General features: G+C 66.6%; 25 protein-coding genes, 1 tRNA gene and 1 riboswitch. Of the genes, 10 read left to right on the top strand and 16 right to left on the bottom strand.

The genetic code is table 11. The features are described from left to right. The first annotated feature begins 227 nt into the window (after window positions 1–227). From cysD to ACX40Y_RS10760, 3 genes are read left to right on the top strand one after another with little or no spacing between them, the layout of a single operon-like run. On the top strand, window positions 228–1,169 hold the full coding sequence (gene cysD, locus ACX40Y_RS10770) for a sulfate adenylyltransferase subunit CysD (protein WP_459119547.1): 942 nt from the start codon (window positions 228–230) through the stop codon (window positions 1,167–1,169). After that, window positions 1,169–3,082, top strand: coding sequence for a sulfate adenylyltransferase subunit CysN (gene cysN, locus ACX40Y_RS10765; protein WP_459119546.1), 1,914 nt, complete (start codon window positions 1,169–1,171; stop codon window positions 3,080–3,082). Before cysD ends, cysN begins: the two co-directional genes overlap by 1 nt. Further along, complete coding sequence (locus ACX40Y_RS10760; protein WP_459119545.1) at window positions 3,079–3,798, top strand: 3'(2'),5'-bisphosphate nucleotidase CysQ; 720 nt, start codon at window positions 3,079–3,081, stop codon at window positions 3,796–3,798. The genes cysN and ACX40Y_RS10760 overlap by 4 nt, the downstream gene beginning before the upstream one ends. 269 nt (window positions 3,799–4,067) lie before the next feature. Here the strand turns inward: ACX40Y_RS10760 and ACX40Y_RS10755 are convergent, their stop codons facing one another. Continuing rightward, window positions 4,068–6,857, bottom strand: a complete 2,790-nt coding sequence (locus ACX40Y_RS10755) for a TonB-dependent receptor (RefSeq protein WP_459119544.1) — start codon at window positions 6,855–6,857, stop codon at window positions 4,068–4,070. Window positions 6,858–7,089: 232 nt separating this feature from the next. Between ACX40Y_RS10755 and ACX40Y_RS10750 the strand changes: the two genes are divergently transcribed. Next, on the top strand, window positions 7,090–8,328 hold the full coding sequence (locus ACX40Y_RS10750; RefSeq protein WP_459119543.1) for a histidine-type phosphatase: 1,239 nt from the start codon (window positions 7,090–7,092) through the stop codon (window positions 8,326–8,328). An 8-nt stretch (window positions 8,329–8,336) separates the two neighbouring features. On the opposite strand, the gene ACX40Y_RS10745 is transcribed toward ACX40Y_RS10750, so the two are convergent. The 4 genes from ACX40Y_RS10745 to glmS all read right to left on the bottom strand — a co-directional run bounded on the left by ACX40Y_RS10745 (window position 8,337) and on the right by glmS (window position 13,359). After that, window positions 8,337–9,506 (bottom strand): glycosyltransferase, encoded by a 1,170-nt coding sequence (locus ACX40Y_RS10745; RefSeq protein ID WP_459119542.1) that lies wholly within the window; start codon window positions 9,504–9,506, stop codon window positions 8,337–8,339. Beyond that, window positions 9,506–10,279 carry a DUF2334 domain-containing protein gene (locus tag ACX40Y_RS10740; RefSeq protein WP_459119541.1) on the bottom strand — a complete coding sequence of 258 codons (774 nt, stop codon included), beginning with the start codon at window positions 10,277–10,279 and terminating at the stop codon, window positions 9,506–9,508. The genes ACX40Y_RS10745 and ACX40Y_RS10740 overlap by 1 nt, the downstream gene beginning before the upstream one ends. A gap of 196 nt (window positions 10,280–10,475) precedes the next feature. Next, window positions 10,476–11,360: a collagen-binding domain-containing protein gene (locus ACX40Y_RS10735; protein WP_459119540.1), complete on the bottom strand. Its 885-nt coding sequence runs from the start codon at window positions 11,358–11,360 to the stop codon at window positions 10,476–10,478. Window positions 11,361–11,535: 175 nt separating this feature from the next. Continuing rightward, window positions 11,536–13,359, bottom strand: coding sequence for a glutamine--fructose-6-phosphate transaminase (isomerizing) (gene glmS, locus ACX40Y_RS10730; protein ID WP_459119539.1), 1,824 nt, complete (start codon window positions 13,357–13,359; stop codon window positions 11,536–11,538). A gap of 143 nt (window positions 13,360–13,502) precedes the next feature. On the opposite strand from glmS, the gene ACX40Y_RS10725 reads away from it, so the two are divergent. Beyond that, window positions 13,503–14,003, top strand: a complete 501-nt coding sequence (locus tag ACX40Y_RS10725; RefSeq protein ID WP_459119538.1) for a nuclear transport factor 2 family protein — start codon at window positions 13,503–13,505, stop codon at window positions 14,001–14,003. Between the two features lie 18 nt (window positions 14,004–14,021). On the opposite strand, the gene ACX40Y_RS10720 is transcribed toward ACX40Y_RS10725, so the two are convergent. From ACX40Y_RS10720 to glmU, 3 genes are read right to left on the bottom strand one after another with little or no spacing between them, the layout of a single operon-like run. Then, window positions 14,022–14,333 carry a hypothetical protein gene (locus ACX40Y_RS10720; RefSeq protein ID WP_459119537.1) on the bottom strand — a complete coding sequence of 104 codons (312 nt, stop codon included), beginning with the start codon at window positions 14,331–14,333 and terminating at the stop codon, window positions 14,022–14,024. Between the two features lie 56 nt (window positions 14,334–14,389). Further along, window positions 14,390–14,785, bottom strand: a complete 396-nt coding sequence (locus ACX40Y_RS10715; protein ID WP_459119536.1) for a hypothetical protein — start codon at window positions 14,783–14,785, stop codon at window positions 14,390–14,392. Then, window positions 14,782–16,179, bottom strand: coding sequence for a bifunctional UDP-N-acetylglucosamine diphosphorylase/glucosamine-1-phosphate N-acetyltransferase GlmU (gene glmU, locus ACX40Y_RS10710; RefSeq protein WP_459119561.1), 1,398 nt, complete (start codon window positions 16,177–16,179; stop codon window positions 14,782–14,784). Before glmU ends, ACX40Y_RS10715 begins: the two co-directional genes overlap by 4 nt. Window positions 16,180–16,218: 39 nt before the next feature. On the opposite strand from glmU, the gene ACX40Y_RS10705 reads away from it, so the two are divergent. Both ACX40Y_RS10705 and ACX40Y_RS10700 read left to right on the top strand, forming a co-directional pair. Beyond that, window positions 16,219–16,899, top strand: a complete 681-nt coding sequence (locus tag ACX40Y_RS10705; protein WP_459119535.1) for an HAD family hydrolase — start codon at window positions 16,219–16,221, stop codon at window positions 16,897–16,899. Window positions 16,900–16,928: 29 nt separating this feature from the next. Next, a riboswitch (glycine riboswitch) is annotated at window positions 16,929–17,017 on the top strand. Window positions 17,018–17,117: 100 nt separating this feature from the next. Continuing rightward, window positions 17,118–18,503 carry an L-serine ammonia-lyase gene (locus ACX40Y_RS10700; protein WP_459119534.1) on the top strand — a complete coding sequence of 462 codons (1,386 nt, stop codon included), beginning with the start codon at window positions 17,118–17,120 and terminating at the stop codon, window positions 18,501–18,503. Between the two features lie 96 nt (window positions 18,504–18,599). Here the strand turns inward: ACX40Y_RS10700 and ACX40Y_RS10695 are convergent. After that, window positions 18,600–18,674, bottom strand: a tRNA-Gln gene (locus ACX40Y_RS10695). Window positions 18,675–18,697: 23 nt separating this feature from the next. Further along, window positions 18,698–19,795: a branched-chain amino acid aminotransferase gene (locus ACX40Y_RS10690; RefSeq protein ID WP_459119533.1), complete on the bottom strand. Its 1,098-nt coding sequence runs from the start codon at window positions 19,793–19,795 to the stop codon at window positions 18,698–18,700. A gap of 70 nt (window positions 19,796–19,865) precedes the next feature. On the opposite strand from ACX40Y_RS10690, the gene ACX40Y_RS10685 reads away from it, so the two are divergent. Next, on the top strand, window positions 19,866–20,351 hold the full coding sequence (locus ACX40Y_RS10685; protein ID WP_459119532.1) for a MarR family winged helix-turn-helix transcriptional regulator: 486 nt from the start codon (window positions 19,866–19,868) through the stop codon (window positions 20,349–20,351). Window positions 20,352–20,373: 22 nt separating this feature from the next. Here ACX40Y_RS10685 and ACX40Y_RS10680 read toward each other — a convergent pair whose 3' ends face one another. From ACX40Y_RS10680 to ACX40Y_RS10655, 6 genes are all read right to left on the bottom strand, one after another. Then, window positions 20,374–20,988 (bottom strand): hemerythrin domain-containing protein, encoded by a 615-nt coding sequence (locus tag ACX40Y_RS10680; RefSeq protein ID WP_459119531.1) that lies wholly within the window; start codon window positions 20,986–20,988, stop codon window positions 20,374–20,376. Window positions 20,989–21,066: 78 nt separating this feature from the next. Then, on the bottom strand, window positions 21,067–21,867 hold the full coding sequence (gene proC / locus ACX40Y_RS10675; protein WP_459119560.1) for a pyrroline-5-carboxylate reductase: 801 nt from the start codon (window positions 21,865–21,867) through the stop codon (window positions 21,067–21,069). 10 nt (window positions 21,868–21,877) lie between these two features. Then, entirely contained in the window at window positions 21,878–22,381 is a 504-nt protein-coding gene (locus ACX40Y_RS10670) for a type III secretion system chaperone family protein (RefSeq protein ID WP_459119530.1), read from the bottom strand. A 118-nt stretch (window positions 22,382–22,499) separates the two neighbouring features. Continuing rightward, window positions 22,500–22,796 carry an accessory factor UbiK family protein gene (locus ACX40Y_RS10665; protein ID WP_459119529.1) on the bottom strand — a complete coding sequence of 99 codons (297 nt, stop codon included), beginning with the start codon at window positions 22,794–22,796 and terminating at the stop codon, window positions 22,500–22,502. 22 nt (window positions 22,797–22,818) lie between these two features. Then, a complete protein-coding gene (locus tag ACX40Y_RS10660) occupies window positions 22,819–23,376 on the bottom strand; it encodes a TspO/MBR family protein (RefSeq protein ID WP_459119528.1) in 558 nt (185 codons plus the stop codon). Window positions 23,377–23,526: 150 nt separating this feature from the next. Then, window positions 23,527–24,264, bottom strand: a complete 738-nt coding sequence (locus tag ACX40Y_RS10655) for a TlyA family RNA methyltransferase (protein WP_459119527.1) — start codon at window positions 24,262–24,264, stop codon at window positions 23,527–23,529. Between the two features lie 125 nt (window positions 24,265–24,389). Between ACX40Y_RS10655 and ACX40Y_RS10650 the strand changes: the two genes are divergently transcribed. Next, window positions 24,390–25,100, top strand: a complete 711-nt coding sequence (locus tag ACX40Y_RS10650; protein WP_459119526.1) for an RBBP9/YdeN family alpha/beta hydrolase — start codon at window positions 24,390–24,392, stop codon at window positions 25,098–25,100. Between the two features lie 301 nt (window positions 25,101–25,401). Continuing rightward, window positions 25,402–25,788 (top strand): MerC domain-containing protein, encoded by a 387-nt coding sequence (locus ACX40Y_RS10645; RefSeq protein ID WP_459119525.1) that lies wholly within the window; start codon window positions 25,402–25,404, stop codon window positions 25,786–25,788. Window positions 25,789–25,822: the final 34 nt, after the last annotated feature.

Genomic DNA, 25,822 nt, shown 5'->3' with positions numbered 1-25,822 from the left:
TCTCACGCGCATCAAGAACAGCCTGAAGGCACCGATCCTCGTCGACCTGCGCAACATCTATCCGCCCGCCGAGCTCGAGCGCGCCGGACTGCAGTACACCGGCGTCGGCAAGCCGAGCCGCGACTGACGCGCTGCCTGCCCCCGCCGATCGATTGGCGGGGGCGGGTATGCCGGGCTAAACAATATCTAGATCGCGCGGGGCTCGGGGGCTTTTTACATGCCCCTTCATGCTGCAAACGAGCGCCATGGACATCACGACACCCGCTTCGCCGCCGTCGCTGACGCATCTTCAGCGGCTCGAGGCCGAGAGCATCCACATCCTGCGCGAAGTCGTTGCCGAGGCCGAACGCCCGGTAATGCTCTATTCGATCGGCAAGGACAGCGCGGTGATGCTGCACCTTGCGCGCAAAGCCTTTTACCCGGCGCCCCCGCCCTTCCCGCTGCTCCATGTCGACACGACGTGGAAGTTCAAGGCGATGTACGAGCTGCGCGAGCGCTCGGCACAGGCGGCGGGCATGGAGCTGCTCGTCCACCAGAACCCGGAGGCCAAGGCGCGCGGCATCAACCCGTTCGACCATGGCGGGCTCCACACCGATCTGTGGAAGACCGAGGGGCTGAAGCAGGCGCTCGACAAGTACGGCTTCGACGCGGCGTTCGGCGGCGCCCGGCGCGACGAGGAGAAGAGCCGCGCCAAGGAACGCATCTTCAGCTTCCGCACCGCCAGCCACCGCTGGGACCCCAAGAACCAGCGGCCGGAACTTTGGCGGCTCTACAATGCCCGCAAGGCAAAGGGCGAGAGCATCCGCGTCTTCCCGCTCTCCAACTGGACCGAGCTCGACATCTGGCAGTATATCCTGGCCGAGAAGATCGAGATCGTCCCGCTCTATTTCGCCGCGCCGCGCCCCACGGTGGAGCGCGACGGCATGCTGCTGATGGTCGACGACGAACGCTTCCGCCTCCACCCGGGCGAAGTGCCGGAGATGCGCTCGATTCGTTTCCGCACGCTCGGCTGCTACCCGCTCACGGGTGCGGTGGAGAGTACAGCCGACACGCTCGAGACGGTGATCCAGGAAATGCTGCTCACCACCACCAGCGAGCGCCAGGGCCGCGCGATCGACCATGACCAGGCCGCCAGCATGGAGAAGAAGAAGCAGGAGGGGTATTTCTGATGACCGCCTATCGCCCCGATGCGCTGATCGCCTCCGACATTTCCGCCTATCTGGCGCTGCACCAGAACAAGTCGCTGCTGCGGTTCATCACCTGCGGCTCGGTCGATGACGGCAAGTCGACACTGATCGGCCGGCTGCTCTACGATTCGAAGCAGATCTTCGAGGACCAGCTTTCCGCGCTGGAGAATGATTCGAAGCGCGTCGGCACCCAGGGCCAGGCGATCGACTTCGCGCTGCTGGTCGACGGCCTCGCCGCCGAGCGCGAACAGGGCATCACCATCGACGTGGCCTATCGCTTCTTTGCGACCGAGAAGCGCAAGTTCATCGTCGCCGACACCCCCGGCCACGAACAATATACCCGCAACATGGTCACCGGCGCCTCGACCGCTGATCTGGCCGTGATCCTGATCGACGCGCGCAAGGGCGTGCTCACTCAGACGCGGCGGCACAGCTATCTCGCGCACCTGATCGGCATCCGGCACCTGGTGCTGGCGGTGAACAAGATGGACCTGGTCGGCTATGACCAGGCGGTGTTCGACAACATCGTCGCCGACTATGCCGAGTTCGCCCGCTCGATCGGGATCGCTGCGTTCACCCCAATCCCGATGTCGGGCTTCAAGGGCGACAATGTCACCACCCGCAGCGAGACGATGCCCTGGTTCACCGGGCCGGTGCTGCTCGACCATCTGGAGACGGTCGAAGTCGATGCCGAGGCGGATCGCGCCAAGCCGTTCCGCATGCCGGTGCAATGGGTCAACCGCCCCAATCTCGATTTCCGCGGCTTTGCCGGGCTGATCGCCGGCGGCACGGTGCGGCCGGGTGATCCGGTCCGCATCCTTCCCTCGGGCCGGACCAGCACCGTTGCGCGCATCGTGTCGATGGGCGGTGACAAGACGGTTGCGGTCGCGGGTGAATCCGTCACCCTCACCCTCGCTGACGAAGTCGATTGCTCACGCGGCGACGTGATCGCCACCGCCGACACGCCGCCCGAGGCAGCCGACCAGTTCAAGGCGACGATCGTGTGGATGGACCAGGCCGAATTGCTGCCCGGCCGCGCCTATTGGCTGAAACTCGGCACCCAGATGGTGAGCGCCGTAGTGCGCGCGCCCGAATGCGCGATCGACGTCAACACGCTCGCCCGCACCTCGGTGAAGACGCTGGCGCTCAACGACATCGGCGTAGCCGAAGTCGCCACCGACCGCGCGATCGTGTTCGAGCCCTATGCCGACAGCCATGACCTTGGCGGCTTCATCCTGATCGACAAGCTGACCAACGCGACCGTCGCTGCCGGCATGCTGCAATTCGCGCTGCGCCGCGCCCAGAACGTCCATTGGCAGGCGATCGAGATCACCCGCGAGGCGCATGCCCAGCAAAAGGGCCAGCAGCCGCGCCTGCTGTGGTTCACCGGCCTGTCGGGATCGGGCAAGTCGACCATCGCCAATCTGGTCGAAAAGCGGCTGTTCGCGCTCGGCAAGCACAGCTTCCTGCTCGACGGCGACAATATCCGCCACGGGCTCAACCGCGATCTAGGCTTCACCGATCAGGACCGGGTGGAGAATATCCGCCGCATCGGCGAAGTCGCCAAGCTGATGACCGATGCCGGGCTGATTGTGCTGACCGCCTTCATTTCCCCCTTCCGCGCGGAGCGGGCGATGGTTCGGTCGCTGATGGCCGAAGGCGAGTTCTTCGAAATCTTCATCGACACGCCGCTGGAAGTCGCCGAAGGCCGTGACGTGAAAGGACTCTACAAAAAGGCGCGCGCCGGCCAGATCGCCAATTTCACCGGCATTTCCAGCCCTTATGAACCGCCGGTCAATCCGGAAATCCGGATCGACACGACCAGAACCTCGCCCGAACAGGCAGCCGAACAGATTGTCGAGGCGATCATGGGCATGTGGAGCCCCGTGCTGTGACCGACGCCGAACTCGCCCGCGCCATCGCCACCGAGGCCGGTGCGCTGCTGCTCGCGATCCAGAATGACTGCGCGGGCGGTGCGCGCGGTGACCGCGAGGCGAACGAACTGATCCTCGCCCGGCTGCGCGCGGCACGCCCCGACGACGCCATCCTGTCCGAGGAATCGGCGGATGACCAGGGCCGCCTGACCGCGCGGCGCGTTTGGGTCGTCGATCCGCTCGACGGCACGCGCGAATTCGCGGAGCGGCGCGAGGACTGGGCGGTGCATATCGCGCTGGCGATCGACGGCGCGCCGGCCGTGGGTGCCGTGGCCCTGCCCCGGCTGGGCCTGACGCTGGGGAGCGACGCGCCGCCGCCGCTCGCCGCAGCGCAGACCCCGCCGCGCATGCTGGTCAGCCGCACCCGCGCCAGCCAACTCTGCGCCGATGTCGGCAAGACGCTGGACGCCGTGCATGTCGGCATGGGCTCGGCAGGCGCCAAGGCGATGGCGGTGGTGCGCGGCGAGGCGGAAATCTACCTCCACTCCGGCGGCCAGCATCAATGGGACAATTGCGCGCCCGTAGCCGTTGCGCTGGCGGCGGGTTTGCATGCGTCGCGGATCGACGGATCGCCTATCGTCTATAACCAGCCGGGCACAAGCGTTCCGGATCTGCTGATCTGCCGCCCTGAATGGGCGGCGCCAGTGCTGGCCGCCGTCGCCGACTGTCACGCTTGAGGTGCCTTCAGCCCCGGCCCCGCCGGGCACGGGGAATCCCGGAGCGGAAATGGCCTGAATAAACGGCGCGATCAAAGCGCGGTAGAGACATATCCTGCGATCGGCCTCTCCCTCGGGTCGCCTGAATCGCTTGTTACCGCGTACCGGACTGGCCGGTGCAGCATTATCGATCCCCATGCTGCGCCGGCCGGCCTCGCCGGTCCGATCGAACCGGATACCGGACGATCACGGGCGTGCCGGCAATTGAAATGCCGACACGCCCGGTCCGATCAGAAGCGGTAGGAAAGGTTGAGCAGATAGGTGCGCCCAACCTCGACATAGCCGCCCTTGCGGTCCACCGAGAGCAGCGCCTTGCCCTCGCCCGCGGTCGTCCAATAGGAATGCGCATCGAGAATATTCTCGACGGACACGCCCGCAGTCAGGCCGTTGCCGAAATCATAGTTCAGCATGGCGTTCATCTTCGATACCGGCTGGACATAGGTGTCCGGCTGCGACGAGCGCAGATCGTACAGCTTGTTGCCGGTATAGGCATAGTTCACCGCCGCGCTGATCGCCCCGTGGACGTAGAACAGCTCGGTGTTGAACATCACCTGCGGCGCCTGCGGCATGCGCTGGCGGCGCTCTTGTCCGGCCACGAAGACGGTCGCGTCGGCACGCTGGAGCGTGATGTTGCCCTGGAAGCCCAGCCCGTCGAGCAGCCCCGGCAGCCCCTTGAGGCTATAGCGGGTGAACAGTTCGACGCCATAGACGCTGCCTTTGGCGCTGGTGTCGAGCGTTTCGACCTCGACGCCGTCCGACGACAGCAGCGGGCTGTCGGCGCCCCAGATGTTCCAGTCGCCGCTGGCATTGGTCGTGCCGGTGGAGAACATCACATGGTTCAGGCGCTTATAGTAGAGCGAGGCCGAGAACAGATCGGTTCCCGCGCCCTTGTGCTCGATCGAGGTATCGACGTTCCACGCCTCGACCGCCTTCAGATCGGGATTGGGAACGAACACCGAGACGATCTTGCCATTGTCGTCACGCGAAATGCTCGTCGGCCCGAGCAGCAGATCGAACGCCGGGCGCGAATAGCTCTTGCGCACGGAGAAGCGATAGACCGTATTCTCGTCCGGCCGATAGGATGCGATCACGCTGGGCAGCCACTGATTGTAGCTGCGGGCGCTGGTCGCGAAGCCCGCGCTGTCCTCGTCGGTCTGCCAGTAACGGCCCCAGAACCAGTTATGCTCAAACCGCAGGCCCGGCGTGACGGTGAGATTGCCGAAGCTGAAATTGGCGAGGATATAGCCGCTCGCGCGATGCTCCTTGCCGTCCAGCCGGTTCTCTTCGAGCTTGACCGGATCGATATCGGCCAGCTTCGAAAGCGACAGCCTGGCATTCTGTTCCTCGATCCAATCATGATCGGGGATATAGAACGGCACCTGGACGCCGTTCATGAAGCTGTTGAGCCGGGTGCCGGGCACCGCGCTCAGCTTCGGATCGCTCGCGGTGAAACTGCTGTATTGCAGCGCGCCGTCATCGCCCAGGCTGTTCGAATAGCGCTTGGACGATTCATATTTGGTGCCCGCCTGGATCGACGTAAGGCCGCGATCGCCGAACTGCCAGGTGGCGTCCAGCCGCCCTTCCACCTTCGCTTCCCACGCGTCCTCGAACTGGGCCGTGGTGTAGGCCTGGGTGAAATTATCGAAGTTGGTAATGGCGTTGCGGGCATCGTCGCTGAGCAGCACCTGTGGATTGGTGCGATCGGCAAGGCTGGTGATCAACTGATAGGTCGCCGTGCCGGTGGCGTTCGAGCCGATATAGGTGGGACTCCCCCATTTCGCCTGAATGCGCAGCGGATAGTTGGTTTCGCCACGCGAATAGGCGCCGTTATAGTCGAGCGTCAGATTGCCCAGCCGGCTCTGGCCGCCCAGCTTGGTGGTGAACAGCCGCTGGTTGCTGTGCTCGGTCCGGAAATAGTTGGTGCCGGCGAGCCCGTAGAGCGCGAGATAACCCGCGCTGTCATAGTTGGAGCCGAACTTGTTGCCCGCATTCGGGTTGACCTGACCGGCGCTGAGGCCGTTGCTGCGCGCAGCCGTCTGATCCATCCAGCTCTTCAGGCGATATTCGCCGTAAGTGGTGCGCGCATAAAGATCGGTGGTGTCGCCCTTCCATTCCAGGTTCACCGTGCCGCCGAAACGCTCGATCTTGTTCTGGAAGATGTTCCATTCGACGCCGACGGGCACCGCATTGGCCAGATTGTCGCGGACCGCGCCGGGCAGGTTGGCGTCCTGCTTCACATAGTCCTTGTGGATCGCCACCGACTCGCTGAAGATGTTCTTCTTGCCGTAATAGCTCGACGCATAGATCCCGAAATTGCCGAACTGCTGCGCGGTCTCGACCTGCACCGTGCCGCCCCAGGGGTCCTGGTCTCGGGCGACGGCGCGGCCGGCCAGCTGGCCCTGCGCGCGGATCTGGAAATGATGCTTGCCGAAGTCGAAGGGCGATGCCGTGCGCAGATCGATCACGCCGGCGATGGCGTCACCGTCCTGCGCAGCGGTGGGCGCCTTGTCGACGCGTACTTCGGCGAGCGCGAACGGCGACAGCAGGTTCATCGAAATCGCGCGGGTGCGCGCGTCGGTCTGCGCCAGGCGAACACCGTCGAACGCATAGGCGTTGTACGCGGTGTCGAGGCCGCGGATCGAAAGATACTGCGCCTCGCCGGTGGCTGCGGCGTTGCGCGACTGATCGACCGACGAGCTGAGGCCCGGCAGGCGGGTGAGCAGATCGGCCAGGTTCTGCTGCGGCTGCGCGCGCAGTTCCTCACCCGACACGATCGTGACAAGCGACGGGTTCTTGATCTGCTCTTCCTGCACCGTCTTCATCGCTTCGCGCTGACCGGTGACGACGATGCTGTTCTGCTGGTCGTCGCTGTCCGCCGTGTCGGCGCCGTCCGCGACCGGCGCTTCGTCGCCAGTGGCCACGGGCGCCGTATCCGGCGCTGCCCAGGCGGCGTTCTGCGCAAGCAGCGCGAATGCGCCCGCGCTGACGAGCAGCGCGACCCGCTTGTTCCAATGTCCCATCGATCTTCCCTCTAATGATTATGGGCCGACATCGTTTCGGCCGGCAACGCGCCGCCTAGGCCCCGGTCGCGTCGAATGAGGGTCAGTGCGATTGCGCTTCGGGGTCGGCAAAATGACGCTTTTGCTGCATCGCAGCAGATTCATCAGCCAGATCAAGCTGATAGTACCAATCTGTATCCTGCATATTTTTTGGTGTCATACAGGCTTCATCTGGCTGGTTATGCTTCGGGGTATGAAAACCCGCCTCTTGCAGCTCGCCGCAACCGCCGCGCTTGCGTTCACCGCCCCCGCATGGGCCGACTCGGCACCGCCGGCGGCGCCGCCCCCAGCCCCCCAGCAGCACATCGAGCGTATCGTGCTGCTGATGCGCCACGGCGTACGAACGCCACTGCACGGCGAGGTGCCGGCCGGGACGCGAACCGGCGCCCCTTGGCCGCGCTGGCAGGCCAAGGACGAGCAGATCACGCCGCATGGTGCGGCGGCCCTGCGCGCGCTGGCACGTGCCGATCGGCGCTGGTTCGCGCGCGAGGGGCTGTTGCCCCTACAAGGCTGCCCCGCCCCGGCATCGGTGCGGGTGTGGACGAACACGTCGCCGCGGACGATCGCCAGTGGCGCCGCCTATGCCGAGGGGCTGGCACCCGGTTGCGCGCTCGCGGTCGGCCATCGCGACGCGGACGAGGTCGATCCGCTGTTCGAGCCGCTGAACGCTCCCGACAATGACTTCGATGCCCGCCGCGCCGTCGAATCGATCGAACGCTATACGGGCGGCGTCGATGCGCTGGCCGAGCGCCATCGCAGCGGGCTGACGCTGCTCGAGGCCGTGCTTGGCTGCACGCCGCCGGCACCGTGCAACCCCGACGATCCTTCCGCCCTCCGCGCCGGGGCGGACGGGCGCGGCATCGATCTGCGCGGCCCGATCCGCACCGCATCGGGAACCGCGCAGGTGCTGATGCTCGAATATCTGGAGGGCTTCGCCATGCCCCGGGTGGGCTGGGGACGCGCGGATGCCCGCCGCCTTCAACAGCTCGGCGCCGTCCACGGCGCGTTGTTCGACGTGTTCAGCCGCCCGCCCTATATGGCGGCGTTCCAGGCGGGGCCGACCGCAGCCCGCATCGCGCGCGACTTCAGCCAGTCCGACGCGCCAGTGGTCGACATGCTGGTCGGCCACGACACCAATGTCGCCGCGCTTGCCGCCTTGCTCGGCGTTCCGGTCAAGGCACCGGGCTTTGCGGCGGGCGATCCCTCACCCGGCGGCGCGCTGGCGGTGGCGCTCGTCCGTCGCAGCGACGGCAGCCGCGCCGTTCGCCTCTGGTATCGCAGCCAGAGCGCGGCGGCGATCCGCGCGGCAAGCGATCAGGTCGTCTGGACCCCGCTCCGCCTCGCCGGCTGCGACGAGGGGGCGGCGCATCTCTGCCCGTTGCCCCGGTTCCTCGCGCGTCTGGAGGCAGCGACGGCGCCTGCGCGGCGCTGACCCGCCGGTCAGGCGGCGCGCGCCAGCGTCTGGGCGCCGTAAAAGGCGAACAGTTCCTCGAAATGGGCATCCATCGTCCGCGTGGCGCCGGCCATCGCCGTCGCCCGCAGCCGATGCGACACCGGATCCGATTCGACGAAGCGGGTCAGCGCATCGCGCAGCGCCACGCCATCGGCCGAGCGATAGATTTCGCCCTGCCCTTCGATGAACTGGTCGGCCGCGCCACCTTCGTCGGGAACGATCAGCGGCAAGCCGCTTCCGCGCGCCTCCGCCGCCACCATGCAGAAGGTTTCGGCCTCGCAACCATGGACCAGCGCATCGGCGCTCGCGAGAACACGCGCAAGTTGTGCGCGGTTGCGTGTCGGCTGGAACAGTTGTGCGTGCGGATTCCGACCGATCGCAGCAACCACCCGCGACTGGGCATTCCCCTCACCCAGCATGATCAGCCCGATCGGGTTTCGCGCCGCAGCCGCCTCGGCTGCCTCGATCACCATTGGCCAGCGCTTTTCCGGCGCCAGTCGGCCGACGCCGATCAGCAGCGTCGCGTCCGGGCCAAGCCCGCAGCTGGCCAGCAGGTCGGCACGAAGCGCCTCATCGCGCAGCGACGGCGAGAAATGCCCCGGCTCGACGCCCATCGGCACCGTCACCGTCTTGCGCAGGCCGCCGTCGGTCAGCCGCTGCGCGAGGCCCTGGCCGGCGGTGACGACCATGTCGAACTGCTGGTCGAGACGTTTCAGATGCTGCCAGAAAGTGGAAAAGCCGCGATCGATCGCCTCGCGCGGGGCGATCATGCCGAACCAGCGATAGGCATAGGCCGCCAGCGGATCGGCGTGCATCACCAGCGAACGGGGCGCCGCGCCCTGCCAGCGTGCGACCATCGATGCGCTGCGCCACGGCGAGGATGCCTCGACGAAATCGGGGCGCCAGCGATCGAGCGCGCGGTGAAGCGCGGTTTCGTCGTCGAAATAGCGATAGCGCCGATCGAGCGGGAGCAGCGGTGCCGGAATCGTTGCGAGCACTGCGCCGTCCGACTGTTCGACGACCTCCTCGCGCTCGCCCGGCGCAAGGATAATGATTTCCTGGCCCAGCCGGGGGCCGGTCGCCATCTTGCGGCGCACATAGGTTTTCACGCCCCCGCCATGCGGGGTGTAGAACGCACAGACATCAACAATCCGCATCAGCGTGGCTCCAGCAGGTCCGCGTACCGGCCGAACTGCCCACCCCGCGACAGCGCGCCGAGCGTCCGATCGATGCTTTCGAGCAATGCCGGCACGGTGATGTCGCCAGGATGAACCGCCAGCCGCATGCCGCGCCGGCGCGGCATCAGCGCGCGGGCGAGCGCGGCGACCGCGAGCGACGAGGCGATCCGTCCCTTGCTTCGGCTCGCCCAGGTGATCACCGGGCCGCGCGCCAGCACCGCATCGTCCTGCCTGGGCGACCAGACGCGGAAATGATCCTCGGCGAGCGCGAAGCCGCAGTCGCGGGCGGCGGCGCGAGCGCCCTCGCCATAGAGCCATGCGGGGGCGATGAAGCCCGCCACCGGCCGGCCGATCACATCCTCGATCAACGCGCGGCCACGCTCCATCCGATCGCGCGCGGTGGCGTAGTCGAGGCCCAGAAACTCGCCTTCGCCGGCGGTCATGTGCCTGGCCTTGAACCGGGCACCGGCGGAGCCATGCGGCGTCGTGTCCTTGTGAAACCAGCCGTGGAGGAACATCTCGATCCCCGAATCCGCCCAGGCGCGCAGCCGCGTCGCGAACGGGCTGCCCGGCACCAGCGGCGCTTCTCCCCAATGATCGGGGACGACGAGCATCGCATAGCGCGGCACCGGCATGTGGCGCGCGAACAGCTCGGCAAGCCGGTCGACGGCACCTTCGGAGCGTGGCCCGACATCGTGTATCGAGGCCAGCAGGCTGGCCCTCGACCGGCTATCAATGTTCGCGCTGCTCATCCGGACCATCGTCACTTTTGCTGCAAGTGCGAGCGATATAGGCGCGCCGAAAATGGCCGCAAGCGGGCCGCTTCGGGGTCGATTCAGGCCGGCAATGATATCAATGAGATAGCATATCAGTCAGTGAGGCCGGCGTAACGAAAAAAGGCGCCCCGCCCATGGCGGAGCGCCTTTTCGGTCGCATTGACGAACGCGATCAGGCGATGGCGCGGCGCCGCCCGGTCCGGCGCAGCATCGCACCGACGGCACCGAAACCCAGGATCATCATCGTCCAACTGGCCGGTTCGGGCACGGCCGTCGGGGTCGGAAGGGTTCCGCGGAAGTCGAAGCGGTTGACCTGGGTGGTCGAACCATTCTGACCCGAGAAATTCGCCGCAACCAGCTGCCCCAGGATCTGGCTGCTGCTGCCGAGCACGCTCGCATTCGGCGCGAGCACCGAACCCAGCACACCGACGCCGGAAATGGTCAACTGATCGGCTTCATAGAAATTGTAGACGATATTGCCCGCGGTCACGCCGCCCGACAACGAAATGCCCATATTCTGGAACGCCTGCGCGGCGCCGGCGATGTTGACCACCACCGTCGAGTTCGCCGATGCGTTGATGTTGAGCGTGTTCGTGCCGGAGAAGGTCGCGGCGCTGATGTCGAACACGTTGAAGTCCGACATCGCCGTCAGCGACAGCGTGCCCCACTGATCCGTCACCGTGCCCGACTGGGCCAGCGTCGACAGATAGGTCGAAAGCGAGGTAAGGCGGGTCTGCTCAGCAGCGAAATCGATCGGCGACGCCGTGCCTGCCGGATACTGAATGCCGGTCGTCGTCCAGCCGGTGTAGCTCGACGCGCCGCCGATCACCGAATTGCCATAGGTGGTGCCGTTGACCGCCTGAATGCTGCCGCCGACAACCAGATTGGTGTCAGTGCCATCAGCCTTCAAGCCAACCGAATAGTTGGTCAGCGTCGCACTGCCACCGATCGCAACCGATCCTTCGACGTCGCTGTTGAAGCCATTGACGTTGCCGAACACGAGCAGGTTGTAGACGCCCAGCGGATTGGCGCTGGCGGCGCCAGGCACCGCGACCATTGCACTAAGAGCAGCGGCGCAAGCCAGCGCCTTCGATCGAAACATCCTTATTCCCCCCTGCCCGCAACGAACTGGAACTAATGTCGGTGCAATAATGAAAATCGCCCGAAAGACAATCTTCGGTAATCCCGGAATGCTTCACATTGGCAGTGCCGCCGCCAAATTTCGGAGATCGTTACTCCACCGTCACGGACTTGGCCAGGTTACGCGGCTGATCCACGTCGGTGCCCTTCGCCACCGCGACATGATAGGCGAGCAGCTGCACCGGCACCGCATAGACGAGCGGGGCGATCAGCGGGTGGACCTTGGGCATTGTGATGGTGGCGATACAGCCGTCGCCCGCCGCCTGGATGCCGTCATAGTCCGAGATCAGCACCACCTTGCCGCCGCGCGCCTGCACCTCCTGCATGTTGCTGACGGTCTTGTCGAACAGCGGGCCCGACGGCGCGATCACGATCACCGGCACGGCATCGTCGATCAGTGCGATCGGCCCGTGCTTCATCTCGCCGGCGGCATAGCCCTCGGCATGGATATAGCTGATTTCCTTGAGCTTCAGCGCGCCCTCCAGCGCCAGCGGATAATCGGTGCCGCGGCCGAGGTACAGCACGTCGCGCGCCGCCGCGATCACGCCCGCCATCGCCTGGATCGATTCGTCATAGGCCAGCGCGGCATTGAGCGAGGCGGGCGCCTCGGCCAGATGGCGAACGATGCGCCGTTCCTCGGATTCGTCCAGCTTGCCCTTTGCCTTGGCGAGATTGGCCGCCAGCGCCGCCAGCACCGCCAGCTGGCAGCTGAACGCCTTGGTGGAGGCGACGCCGATCTCCGGCCCGGCATGGGTGGGCAGCAGCAGGTCCGCCTCACGCGCCATTGAGCTGGTCGGCACATTGACCACCGCGGCGATCGTCTGGCCCTCGCTGCGGGCATGGCGGAGCGCGGCGAGCGTGTCCGCCGTCTCGCCCGACTGGCTGATGACGATCATCAGCCCGCCCTCCTCCATCACCGGCGCGCGGTAGCGGAATTCGGAGGCGACATCGATGTCGACCGGCACACGTGCGAACTGCTCGAACCAGTATTTGGCGACCATCCCGGCATAGAAGCTGGTGCCGCACGCGACGATCGTCACGCGCCGAATCGCCGACAGGTCGAAGTCGGGGATCGGCAGCGTGACCTTTTCCTCCATCCGCTGGAGATAGGCGCGCAGCGTCTGCGCCACGACGATCGGCTGCTCGTAAATCTCCTTCAGCATGTAATGCCGATGGTTGCCCTTGGAGATCAGCTCGCCGGTGACGCCGGAAATGGTGATCGGTCGCTCGACAGGGTTGTTGTCCTTGTCGAAGATGTCCGCGCCATCCTTGGTGATGACGACCCAGTCGCCCTCTTCCAGATAGGCGATGCGCTGGGTGAGCGGCGCCAGTGCCAGCGCGTCCGAGCCCAGATAGGTCTCGCCTTCGCCATAGCCGACCACCAACGGCGAGCCGAGCCGCGCGCCGACCAGCAGATCGGGATGCTGGCGGAACAGGATGGCCAGCGCAAAGGCGCCGTGCAGGCGCGGCAGCACCTCGCGCACGGCATCGGCCGGGGCCATGCCCGCCTCGACCTTCTCGCTCACCAGATGCGCGACGACTTCGGTGTCGGTCTCGCTAGTGAAGGTGCGGCCACGCGCGATCAGCTCCTCGCGCAGCGTCTTGAAATTCTCGATGATGCCGTTGTGGACGAGCGCGACTTCGCCGGTGGCGTGCGGGTGGGCGTTGTTGGTGGTCGGGCCGCCATGCGTCGCCCAGCGGGTGTGGGCGATGCCGGTGGTGCCGGGCAGCGGGTTGGCAGCGAGTTCCTTGCCGAGGTTCACCAGCTTGCCCGAGGCGCGGCGGCGCTCGATCCGCCCGTCGAAATCGGTGGCGATTCCGGCCGAATCATAGCCGCGATATTCCAGCCGCTTCAGCCCTTCGAACAGCCGCTCCGCGACGTCTTCCTTGCCGACGATTCCAACAATTCCGCACATGGCATCCGCCCTCCTGCCCCAGCCCTAGCGCGGGCGGGTGGCCGCCGCTAGCGGGGGCTTGGTGACGCGGGGATGAACAATTCGGCGTTGCCAGGCGCGCAAGCAAGGTGCACTATCCAAATAATACAGCTGGGAGGATTTGGATGTTGTTGTCTCTTGCCCTCGCTCAATCGCTCGCCGCCTCCGCACCGGCTGCGATCCCGATCGGCGAGGAACTGACGCAACAGATCCGCACGGCCGATGCCGCCCTGTTCACCGCCTATTTCGGGCAATGCGAGCCCTCGCGAATGGCGACGATGATCACGCCGGACATCGAGATGTACCATGATCGCACCGGCGCACTGATCGGGCAGGACGCGTTCATGGCAACCTACAAGAACCTATGCGAGCCGAGAAGGGCACCGGACGCATGGCGCAACCGCCGCGCGCTGGTCGAGAACAGCCTGCGGGTGGATCCGGTCCCCGGCTTCGGCGCCATCGAGGAGGGCGACCATTTGTTCTACGAGCGCAAGGGAGACGGCCCCGAGAAGCGGGCGGGTAGCGCCCACTTCGTCCAGTTGTGGAAATGGACGCCGACAGGCTGGCAGCTGGCGCGCGTCTTCAGCTACGCGCACCGCGCCGCCACCGCAGCCGACGCCCCGTAACGGGGTGGAGCCCGCCGCTTAATGCGGGAAGTTGGTGTCGTTGAAGATCCGGGTGAATTCGCCGGGATCGGGCTCATGGCCCTGCGCCTCAATGAAGCGGTCCCGGCCCTTTTCCCATACTTCCAGGATCGCGCCCTGCATCCCGTCCTGAAAGCCCATGCGGGTTTCCACGATGCCGCGCCACGGCCCCTGCGCATCGAATGCCTCGTGCAGCTGCGGCTCCAGCGCCGTCAGCTGGGCGTCGCTGTTCGCGTCGAGATGGCCGATCGCATCGAGCACATAGGCGTCGAGCAGCTTGAGGAACGGCTTGTCGGTATAGCGATCGGTCATGTTGCGGCCTTTCGTGCCGGAGAGGGGGTTCGCCGGGCTGGAAGCGCCGGCGGCGATCAGGGAAGGATTTCGAGCTGATCTTCGGTATCGGCGACGATCCGCGTCTGAAAATGATCCCCCACGGGCACACGACGCGCCACGCCCTTCGCCCGCACGCGCTTGCCCGTCATGTTGTCCTGCGGATAGACGCCGAAACGGGCCTTGAGCGCGTTGATCACCGCGGGATGGAGCTCGATCGTCAGGTTGCCCGGGTCCTTATAGTCGGTCGCCGAGTTCAGATAGACGCTGAACCCCGACGCGCCCGCCGAGCCCACCACGAATTCGAACACGCCCTGGACGTCGCCGGACTTTGCTGCGGCGATGGTTTCGGCCGGACCCATCGCCGTCTGAGCGAGGGCGGGCGAGCCCAGCGCCAGCAGGATCGCACCGAACAGGGTGTAGCGCAGGCTCATTTGCCGGTCTCCTTGCGCGCCTTCATGGCCGCGCGGAAGGTCGTCGCCCAGCCCTGTTTCTTCAGTGTTTCCGGCCGGGCGACGGCAAGCGCATCGGCCTCGACATCGCGGGTGATCACCGATCCCGCGCCGATGATCGCGCCGTCGCCGATGGCCAGGGGGGCGACCAGCGCGCTGTTCGACCCGATGAAGGCGCGCTCGCCGATGACCGTCTTCTGCTTGAGGAAACCGTTGTAATTGCAGGTGATCGTGCCCGCACCGATGTTCGCGCCGGCACCCACGCTGGCATCGCCCAGATAGGTCAGGTGGTTGGCCTTGGCGCCCTTGCCGAGCACCGCATTCTTTAGCTCGACGAAATTGCCGACATGGGAGTCCGCCTCCAGCACCGCGCCGGGCCGCAGCCGGGCATAGGGGCCGACGGTCGCGCCGCTGGCAATGGTCGCGCCCTCGATATGGCTGAACGCGCGCAGCACAACGCCGTCCGCCACGGTGACGCCGGGGCCGAACACGACGTTCGGCTCGATCGTCACGTCGCGGCCAAGCTTCGTGTCGTGCGCGAACCACACGGTATCCGGCGCGATCAGCGTCGCGCCCTCCGCCATCGCCCGCGCGCGCCGGGTCTTCTGCCACTCCGCCTCCAGCGCGGCGAGTTCGCCGCGACTGTTGACGCCGGCGACTTCGCTCGCCTCCGTCTCGATCACCGCCGATGAGCGCCCGTCGGCCGCCGCCAGCATGACGATATCGGGCAGATAATATTCGCCCGCCGCATTGTCGTTTGTCACGCGGGCGAGCAGCGCGAACAGATCGCGTGCGCGGACCGCCATCAGCCCCGAATTGCACAGCGTTTCGGCCCGCTCCTCGGCAGTCGCGTCCTTGAACTCGACCATCTTGACGATCCGCCCGCCCGGATCGGCGATCACCCGGCCATAGGCGGCGGGATCGGCGGGGCGGAAGCCGAGCACCACCACCGCCGGATGGTCCGCGCCATGCAGCCGCTCGACCATTCGGCGCATCGTCGCGCTGGTGACCAAGGGCACGTCGCCATAGAGGATCAGCACATCGCCGTCGAAACCGGCCAGCGCCTGCCCCGCCTGGAGCACCGCATGGCCGGTGCCGAGCTGTTCGGCCTGGTGCGCCGTCTCGGCGCCGAGCGGTGCGACGGCGGCCTCGACCTGCTCGCGGCCGGCGCCGACCACCACCACTTCGCGCGCGGCGCCCAGCGCCTTCACGCTGTCGATCAGGTGCAGCAGCATCGGCCGCCCGGCGATCGGATGGAGCACCTTGTGCGTATCGGATTTCATCCGCGTGCCCTTGCCGGCGGCGAGGATGATCGCGGCGATGGGTGCAGTCACGTGGCAGTCTCCGGTCGGTTGGCCCCCGGCCCTGCCACGCATCGGTTGCCAATGCCAGTGGGGCGGTGCCATGGCGCGGCCATGCCCGCCTTCCCCTTCGCCACCATCGGCTTCGATCTCGACGGCACGCTGATCGACAGCAGCGGCGACCTTGCCGCGACGCTCAATCATGTGCTGGTCGCCGACGGCCGCTCGCCGCTGCCGATCGAGCGTGTCCTGCCGATGGTCGGGCGCGGCCTGCGCGCGCTGCTGACCGATGCGGTCGCCGCGACCGGCGGTGGTGGCGAGGCGGCGGTCGAACGCCTCCACGCGCCCTTTATCGACCATTATGCCGCGCACATCGCCGATCATAGCTGCCCCTATCCCGGGCTGCTCGACGCGCTCGATCGGCTGGCCGAGCGCGGCGCAACGCTGGCGGTGGCAACCAACAAGCTCGAGGCGCTGGCGCTGCCCTTGCTGGAAGCGACCGGCCTGCGCGCCCGCTTCGCCTGTGTGATCGGCGGCGACACACTGGGTCCGGGCACGACGAAGCCGGCGCCTGCCATGATCCTGGAGATGCAGCGCCGCTGCGGCGGGCCGGCGGCGTTCGTCGGCGATTCGATCTTCGACGTGCAGGCCGCGCGTGCTGCGGGCGTGCCGGTCATCGCGTGCAGCTTCGGCTTCTCTGCCACGCCGGTGAGCGCGCTGGGCGCCGATGCCGTGATCGATTCCTATGCCGAACTGCTGCCCGCGCTCGATACGCTCCGTCCAATCAGCGTTTGACAGTCCCCGCGCCCCGCGCGAAACATCCGCGCGTCGGAATGGGAGAGAATCCGGGCAGCCGGATCGCCGAAGGAGCAACCGCCCCGGAAACTCTCAGGCAAAAGGACCTTCCGCACGACCACATTCTGGAGAGTGGCGCCCCGAGCGCCCGCCGACGGGATAGCGATCTCAGGCAAACGGACAGAAGGGGCCCGCGACGTTTCAGGAGACGGGTTCCCGTGGCGACTACTAGCGTCGGGCCGAATGCAGGGCCGATCAGCATCACCGACGTGTTCACCATCGGCATCGGACCGTCGAGTTCGCATACCGTGGGGCCGATGCGCGCGGCCCGCGACTTTGCCCTTTGGGTGGCAGCCGATGGCCGGGAGGTCACCAAGCTGTGCTGCGAGCTGTTCGGTTCGCTGGCACTGACCGGCAAGGGCCACGCGACCGATTGCGCCGTGGTGCTGGGGCTGGCGGGTGAGCGGCCTGAGGGTGTCGATCCCGATGCGGTCGAGCCGATGCTGGCGACGATCGCCGCCGAGCGACGCATCCTGTTGAACGGCACTGCCTCGGTGGGCTTCGATCCGCACGTCGATATCAAGTTCCGCAAGCGCCAGTTCCTGCCCGGCCACCCCAACGGCATGAAGCTGCGCGCGACATTGATCGACGGCGCAGTACTGGAGCGGGTCTATTACTCGGTGGGCGGCGGCGCGATCCGGCGTGAGGGCGAGGAAGCGGCGGCGGGCCTTTCCGCCGGCACCAACCATCCCTTCGCGAGCGCGCGCGAAATGCTGGCGCGCTGCGACGAACTCGGGCTAGACATTGCCGGGCTGATGCTCGCGAACGAACGTGGCTGGCGCGCCGATGCCGAGACGCTCGCCTTTGTCGATGACATTCACGCCGCGATGAACGCCTGCATCGATCGTGGCATGGCGCAGGACGGCATTCTGCCCGGTGGGCTGGAGGTGCCCCGCCGCGCGCGCAAGCTGCACCAGAAGCTGGTGGCACGCGGCCCCCGTGTCGAGCCCGCCTCGGTGCTCGAATGGGTCAGCCTGTGGGCGCTGGCGGTGAACGAGGAAAATGCCGCCGGCGGCCGCGTCGTCACCGCGCCCACCAACGGTGCTGCGGGGGTGATCCCGGCGGTGCTGCGCTACTACGAATGCTTCGTCGGCAGCGCGACGAAGGAAGGCGCCCGCCGCCTGCTGCTTACCGCTGCGGCGATCGGCATTCTCTACAAGCGCCAGGCGTCGATCTCGGCGGCCGAGATGGGCTGCCAGGGCGAAGTGGGCGTCGCCTGCTCGATGGCGGCAGCGGGGCTCGCCGCCGCGCTGGGCGGCAGCAACGCGCAGATCGAGAACGCCGCCGAGATCGGCATGGAGCATAATCTGGGCCTCACCTGCGATCCGATCGGCGGGCTCGTCCAGATTCCCTGTATCGAGCGAAACACGATGGGCGCGGTGAAGGCGATCAACGCCGCGATGCTGGCCCTTCACGGCGACGGATCGCACAAGGTCTCGCTCGACGCGGTGATCGAAACGATGCGCCAGACCGGCCGCGACATGCGCTCCAAATACAAGGAGACGAGCCTGGGCGGGCTGGCGGTCAACGTCGTGGAATGCTGAACCTCGCCAAATAAGCCTCGCGAGCCGTTCGCCCTCAGACGCCCGCTAGGAGCGACCGGCGCGCGAGACGGCATCGACAGGGAGCTCAGGGAAGGCTGGCTGGGGCGGCAGGATTCGAACCTGCGAATGGCGGCACCAAAAGCCGCTGCCTTACCACTTGGCGACGCCCCAACGGGAAGCGGGCTTATAGAGCCTCAGAACAGACGTTCAAGCCAGCCATTTGCATCGGGCGCCTCGCCGCGCTGGATCGAGACGAGCTGCTCGCGCAGCCGGGTGGTGAGAAGCCCCGGGCCGCCATTGCCGATCTGGAATGCATAGCCCTGGCCGCGCACCGCGCCGATCGGCGTGACCACCGCGGCGGTGCCACATGCGAACGCCTCGCGCAGGCGACCGCTGGCGGCATCCGCGCGCCACTGGTCGATCGAATAGCGATCCTCGCGCACCGTCACGCCCGCGCCGCGCGCAAGCGTGATCAGCGACTCGCGCGTGATGCCGGGCAGGATCGTTCCGCCGAGCGGCGGGGTGATCACCGATCCGTCGTCCATCACGAAGAAGACGTTCATGCCCCCCAGTTCCTCGACATAGCGGTTCTCGACCGCGTCGAGGAACACCACCTGGTCGCAGCCCTGGCGCGTCGCTTCGGCCTGGGCGATCAGGCTGGCCGCATAGTTGCCGCCGCACTTGGCCGCCCCGGTGCCGCCCGGCGCCGCGCGCGTATAGTGATCCGACACCCACAAGGTGACCGACGGCGCGCCGCCCTTGAAATAGGCACCGGCCGGGGATGCGATAACGAGATAGCGATATTCGTTCGCGGGCCGCACGCCGAGAAACGTCTCGCTGGCGAACATGAACGGGCGCAGATAGAGCGACGCGCCTTCAGCTTCGGGAATCCAGTCGCGATCGGCACGGACCAGCGCGCGGATCGATTCGAGGAACAGCGCCTCCGGCAGCGGCGGCATCGCCATCCGCTCGGCCGATTCGCGGAAGCGCCGCGCATTTTCCGCCGGCCGGAACAGCCCGGCACCGCCATCGGGCAGGCGATAGGCCTTCAGCCCCTCGAAAATCTCCTGCGCATAATGGAGCACGGCGCAGGCGGGATCGATCTGGAGCGGCGCATAGGGCTGAATCCGCGCGTCATGCCAGCCCTTCTCCGCCGAGTAGCGCACCACGGCCATATGATCGGTAAAGCTCTTGCCGAACCCTAGATTGGCCAGGATCGCCCCCCGATCGTCGGCCGAACGCGGGCTGGGATGCGCGTCGAATTCGAAGGCCAGGGTCGTCGCGTCGTCCATCGGTCGGGTCTTTCGGTGGCTGGGTAGATCGGGTTGCGCAGACCTAGGCGCGGTGGCAGAAACGGTCAACATGGCTGCCCCAATTCCCGCCTCCCCGCTGTTCCTGCGCGAGCCCGAGATCCGGCGTGGGATCGAAATGCTTTATTTCGGCTATTCGCACCTGACCCGATCGATCGATGCCGATCTGGCGCGGCGGGGACTGGGGCGGGCGCATCACCGGGCGCTCTATTTCATCGCGCGCAAACCCGACCTGACGGTGAGCGGCCTGCTGTCGCTGCTGGCAATTACCAAACAGTCGCTGGGCCGCGTGCTGACGGACCTGTCCGAGCGCGGCCTGGTGGAAACGCGCGCGGGCACGCAGGATCGGCGGCAGCGCCTCTTGCGGCTCACCGAGGCCGGCAGCGCGCTGGAGACCGAATTGTTCGAGGCGTTGCGCGAAAAAATGGCCGGCGCCTATTCGAGCGCCGGCCAGGGAGCTGTCGGGGGATTCTGGGCAGTCCTGGAAGGGCTGGTGCCCGAGGAAGAGCGCGCCACCATCGCCGCATTGGGGCGGTAGCGCCGGCGCGCCCGAGCCCGGCTCAGGCGACCTTGAAGCCTTCCTTGTTCATCGCGAGCGTCAGCGCCTTGTTCTTCTCTTCGCTGAGTTCGGCGCGGAGCGCGGGGAAGAGTTCGTCCTCCTCCTCGCGGATATGCTTTTCGAGCGCGGTGCGGAATTCGCGGACCTTCGCCATCCATTCGGGCGATGTGCTCGGCATGTTCTCAAGCTCGTAGAGGAACTGCTTCACATAGCCATGCTCGGCATTCAGTTCGTCGGCCTGCTGCTGGCGGCCCGATTCCCTGAGCGCCGGGTAGATCACATTTTCTTCCTCGATCGCGTGCTTCACCAGCGCATGCTTGATGTGCGCGAGCAGCATGTTGCGGCGAATGACGGCCTTGTCGTCGGTCGCTTCCAGCGTGTCGAAGCTCTTGAGCACCATCCGGTGCTCCGCCGCCAGTGCTTCGTCCCAGCCGCCGGCAAAGGTGCTGGGCGCCTGAACCGCAGCCTTGCGGCCGAGCATTGCCAGCAGGCCCAGCGCCGCGCCGCCGGCCGCCGCGCCGGCGATCACGCCAAAGCTGCTGCCCCCGCTTTCCTTGCCGTTCTTGCCATTGCTCTTGAAACGACCCTTGGTGTCGCGTTCTGCCGTGGTAGCCATCGGTGCCTCCATCGATCATCGGTTGTGGCAAGAACCGCCGGCGGTGCGCCGCGTTCCCGATCGATCGAGGATAATGCGCTATTTGCGCGCGTTGGCGGCCATCTCGGCATTGCGCCGCGCCGATGCGGCCAGCGTTGCGCGCAGCAGCGCCTTCAACGCGTCGTCGCGATCGAGCACATTCAGCCCCTCGCGCGTCGAGCCGCCGGGGCTCGCCACCCGATCGGCGAGCACCGCAGCGCTTTCGTCCGACTGCGCCGCCAGCAACGCCGATCCCTCGACCGTCGCGACGGCGAGCCTTTGTGCCTGATCCGCCGAAAGCCCGAGCGCGACGCCCGCATCGGCGATCGCATCGATGAAGCGGAAAACGAAGCCCGGGCCGCAGCCGGCTAGCGCGGTGACGATGTCGAGAAGCGGCTCGCCGTCGATCCACTCGACCAGCCCGAGCGGCGCCATCAGCGCCTGCGCGGTGCCGCGGATGGCGGCATCGTCGCTCGGCGAATGCAGCGCGACCACGCCCTTGCCGATCGCCACCGGCAGGTTCGGCATCGCGCGGACCACCGCGTCGACGCGGAAGCGCGCGGCAAGCGCGGCAACCTCGACGCCAGCCAGCACTGACACCAGCAACGGCGCACCGGAAATCCGGGGTGCCATCAATTCGGCGACGTCATCCAGAAGCTGAGGCTTCACCGCGAGCACGACGATGTCCGGTGCCGGCCCATCGGGCGGCGAGGCCAGCAGTTGCACGTCATCGGGCACGACCGGATTGCCCGGATCGATCACCGTGATCCGGCCAGGCTCGATCCCGGCGGCGACCCAGCGGCGCAGCATCGCGCCGCCCATATTGCCGCATCCGACCAGCCAGATATGCCCTTGTGGCACGCTCACCGGTTCAGGCTTCGCCCTGGGTTTCGATCAGCGCCGAGGCAAGCGCGTCGGCGGGCGACTTGCCGCCCCACAGCACGAACTGGAACACCGGATAGAAACGCTCGCACTCGTCGATCGCGCTTTCGACCAGCAATTCGGTCTGCGGCAGCGTGAGGGCCGCGCCTTCCTCGCCATCGATCAGCGTGGCGTGGCGATACAGCAGGATGCCGCTCGACGACCAAAGCTCGAAATGGCCGATCCACAGCTGTTCGTTGACCAGCCCGACCGTTTCGTACAGCAGGCCGCGCCGTTCATCGGGCACGCGGATGTCGGGAAACGCCAGGAACTGAAGGACGCCATCGTCCTCGCGCCAGATGCCGCGAAGCTCATATTGCGTCCAGCTGCCCTTCACCTTGACGACGATTTCATCGTCTTCGCGCTGAAAGCTCCAGCCATGCGCGGCATAATAGCTTTCGAGCATGTCGATGGGCGCGGCAGCGTCGCGCTCGAACTCCGCCTCATCGAGCATCAAGACCTCCCCACCGACCCACTGGCAAGCCATGCTCCTGCCAATCGGGGTTGCGGCGCACAAGCGCGCGGTGCGAAACCCTGTCGAAAAGCTGTGGACAAGCGGCGGACAACTGCCCTCACGCGTCGCCCTGCGGCTTCTTCGCGCGCGGCTTGGCCTCGGCAGGCGCCGCCGCCAGGCGGGCCTCCAGTTCGGCAAGCCGGGTCTTCAGCGCGTCGGCCTCGTCGCGCGCCGCAGCGGCCATCGCCTTCACCGCCTCGAACTCGTCACGGCTGACGAAATCCAGGCCGCCGATCCATTCGCGGGCGCGCTCGCGAGCCGTCGCCTCGGTCTCGCGCGCCATCCCGGCGAAGGTGCCGGCCGCTCCGTTCACGATTTTCACCAAATCGTCGAACAGTCGATTGTCGGTCTGCATTTCGTCTCACTCACTGAAAGGGCTAATGAATCTCGATTTGGGCATTCGACCGCCCCGACGCAACCGCGTCGGCATCGGGATTGAGCGCATGTACCTGATATAGCAAGACGCCGGCAAAGCCTATCCACAGCAGATAGGGGAGCAGCAGCGCCCCGGCGGCAGTGCGGATGCGTGCAAAGGCGATCGTGGTGAGCAGCACCATGACGAACAGCCCGGCGATCAGCCATAGCGCCGCCGTGATCTGGTGAAAGCCGAAGAACAGCGGCGGCCAGGCGAGATTCATCGCCAGTTGGACGAAGAAGAGCAGCAGCGCCGCCGGCCGCCCGCGGGCGCCGCGCGCGTTGACCACCGTAGCCAGCGCCAGCCCCATCAGGACATAGAGGATCGACCAGACGATCGGGAAGGCGATCCCCGGCGGCATGATCGCGGGCTTTTGCAGCGCGACGAACCAGGCATTTTCATCGCCCCCGGGCGCGAACCGGGCAGAAGCGAGCCCGAGCAGCAGGACGAACGGAACGGTTACCAACGACCAACGCAGATAGGCCTGCCAAAGCTGGCCCCTGGACGCAATTTCATTCACGCCGATGCTCCCCCCCAAATCACCGGCACGACAGACGCGGCGGGCGCAAGCGCCCTCCCCTCCGCGCCGATCGACTCCGGTGCGGCATGATGCCGAACAACCCGAATGGTTAGCGGCAGACTAACCTTGCCGACGCCACTGACAAGTGGCTCAGTCGGCGCGCTGCCCCGCAATGAGAAATTCGACATTGCCCTCCGGCCCGGTAATCGGGCTGGGCGTGATCCCGAGCACGGTCCAGCCGCGCCCCGCCAACCAGGCGGCGACCTCGTCACAGACGCGCGCATGAACCGCAGGATCGCGGACGACGCCGCCCTTCCCCACCTCATCCCGACCGGCTTCGAACTGTGGCTTGATCAGCGCTGCCAGCCGCGCGCCGAGCGCCGCGAAGCCGAGCGGCACGTCCAGCACCTTGGCCAGCCCGATGAAGCTGGCATCGCACACGATCAGATCGACCGGCTCGGGGATATGGGCGGCGGTGAGCACGCGGGCGCTGGTCTGTTCATGGACGATGACGCGCGGGTCCTGCCGCAGCTTCCAGGCAAGCTGGTTCGTCCCGCTGTCGACCGCATAGACGCGGGCGGCACCGCGGCTGAGCATCACGTCGGTGAAGCCGCCGGTTGACGAGCCGACGTCGATCGCCACCGCCCCGGCGATGTCCCATTCGAAATGATCGAGCGCATGCGCCAGCTTGATGCCGCCGCGCGACACCCAGGGGTGATCGCGCCCCCGCACGATCATCGCCGCGTCTTCGGCCACGCTTTGCCCCGGCTTGTCGACCTTGCGCTCGCCCACGAACACCAGGCCCGCCATGATAAGCGCCTGCGCCCGGGTACGGCTTTCGGCCAGACCCCGTTCGACGAGCAACTGATCGGCGCGCAGCTTTGCCATGCGCCCCCTTTAGGCGCGGCGTTCGGCCCGGCGCAACCGCCCCTCGCCTGATCGCAGGACTATTTCATACTCATGAGATATAGATTAAATCAGAAGCACCAACAGGCCTTGCATGGAGTGTCTCCATGACGATGTTTTCGCCGATCGACGATCGCTCGCCAGTCATCCTGACGGTTCCCGGCCTTGGCGGCTCTGGCCCGTCGCACTGGCAAACCCTGTGGGAGGAAGCGCGGCCCGACACGCGCCGCGTCGAACTCGGCATGTGGGATGCGCCGCATCGCAACGCCTGGGTGACAAGGCTCGATCAGGCGATTCGCGGCGTGCAGGCGCCGGTGGTGCTTGCCGCGCACAGCCTGGGCTGCCTTGCCGTGGCATGGTGGGCGGCATTGTCGGGACAGCCGTTCGGCGCGCCAGTGGCGGGGGCGCTGCTCGTCGCGCCGCCCGATGTCGACCGCAGCGGCGTTACCGCCGAACTCCAGGCGTTTCGCCCGACGCCGATGGCACAGCTGCCGTTCCCCTCGATCCTGGTGGCCAGCAGCGACGACCCGTGGATCGGGATCGCGCGCGCCGCCGAACTCGCCCGAGGCTGGGGCAGCCTGTTCATTGACGCAGGCCCGCAAGGCCATCTGAACGCGGCGAGCGACATCGGGTGGTGGAAGGACGGGCAGCGCCTGCTCAATCGCGTGCTCGACGCCGCTTCGCACCGGAACGGCGGCATCCATTCGACGGCAGAGGCAAGATCATTGCTGGCGATCAGCGCCACCGACGCAGCACAGGCGCGCTATCTGCAAGCGAAACGACCGAATGAGGCGCGAGAAACGCAGGAATCGCCGTAAGTCCGCTGGTAAAATAGGGCGCTGTCGCCTATATTATTATCGGTGGGCGTGGCCGGGTGACGTGCCCTAGAGCGTCATCCGGCCTACGCCCCAACTCGCGCCTTGCCGGCGAATGCTTTCCCCCATTTTGGCGTGATGCACCGATGTCCTCCGCGGCCTCGCCCTGTTGCGAATCGCATGGCCGCGCTGAGAGACCGTTTGGAAATTCGATTGGGCCGCCGAATTCTCAAGGGGTCTCTGACGGTACGAAGACCTGCGATGATATGTTGTACCAGCCCGAAGATGCGCTTATATGCCGGCGATGGCGCTGAGTCTTTCGTGGAGCCGTTACTGGGCAGGTGTCGACAGCTATTTCGATCGCATCGCGATCGGGATCAGCGGCCTGTGCCTGGTACACTGCATCGCGACGACGGTGCTGCTGGCGCTGGTATCGACTGCCGGCGGCCTGCTCGATCCGCACATCCACGAAGTCGGCCTCGCGCTCGCGATCGGGTTCGGCGTGTTCGCGCTCGGGCGCGGCATTCTGGTTCATGGCTATATGGCGCCGGCGATCGTCGGGGCGTTCGGGCTGGGGATCATGGCCGGGGCGCTTTCGATCCCGCATGGCAGCTTCGAGACCTTCTGGACGCTCGTCGGCGTCTCGCTGGTCGCGCTCGGCCATGACCTCAATCGTCGTGCCGCGCATTGAACGCGACGGGCGGCCGGCGCTTGCCGTGACGCCT

It is taken from the genome of Sphingomonas sp. RS6, from assembly GCF_054489705.1.
The sequence above is the reverse complement of the archived record's forward strand: the minus strand, read 5'-3'. Positions and strand labels throughout refer to the sequence as shown.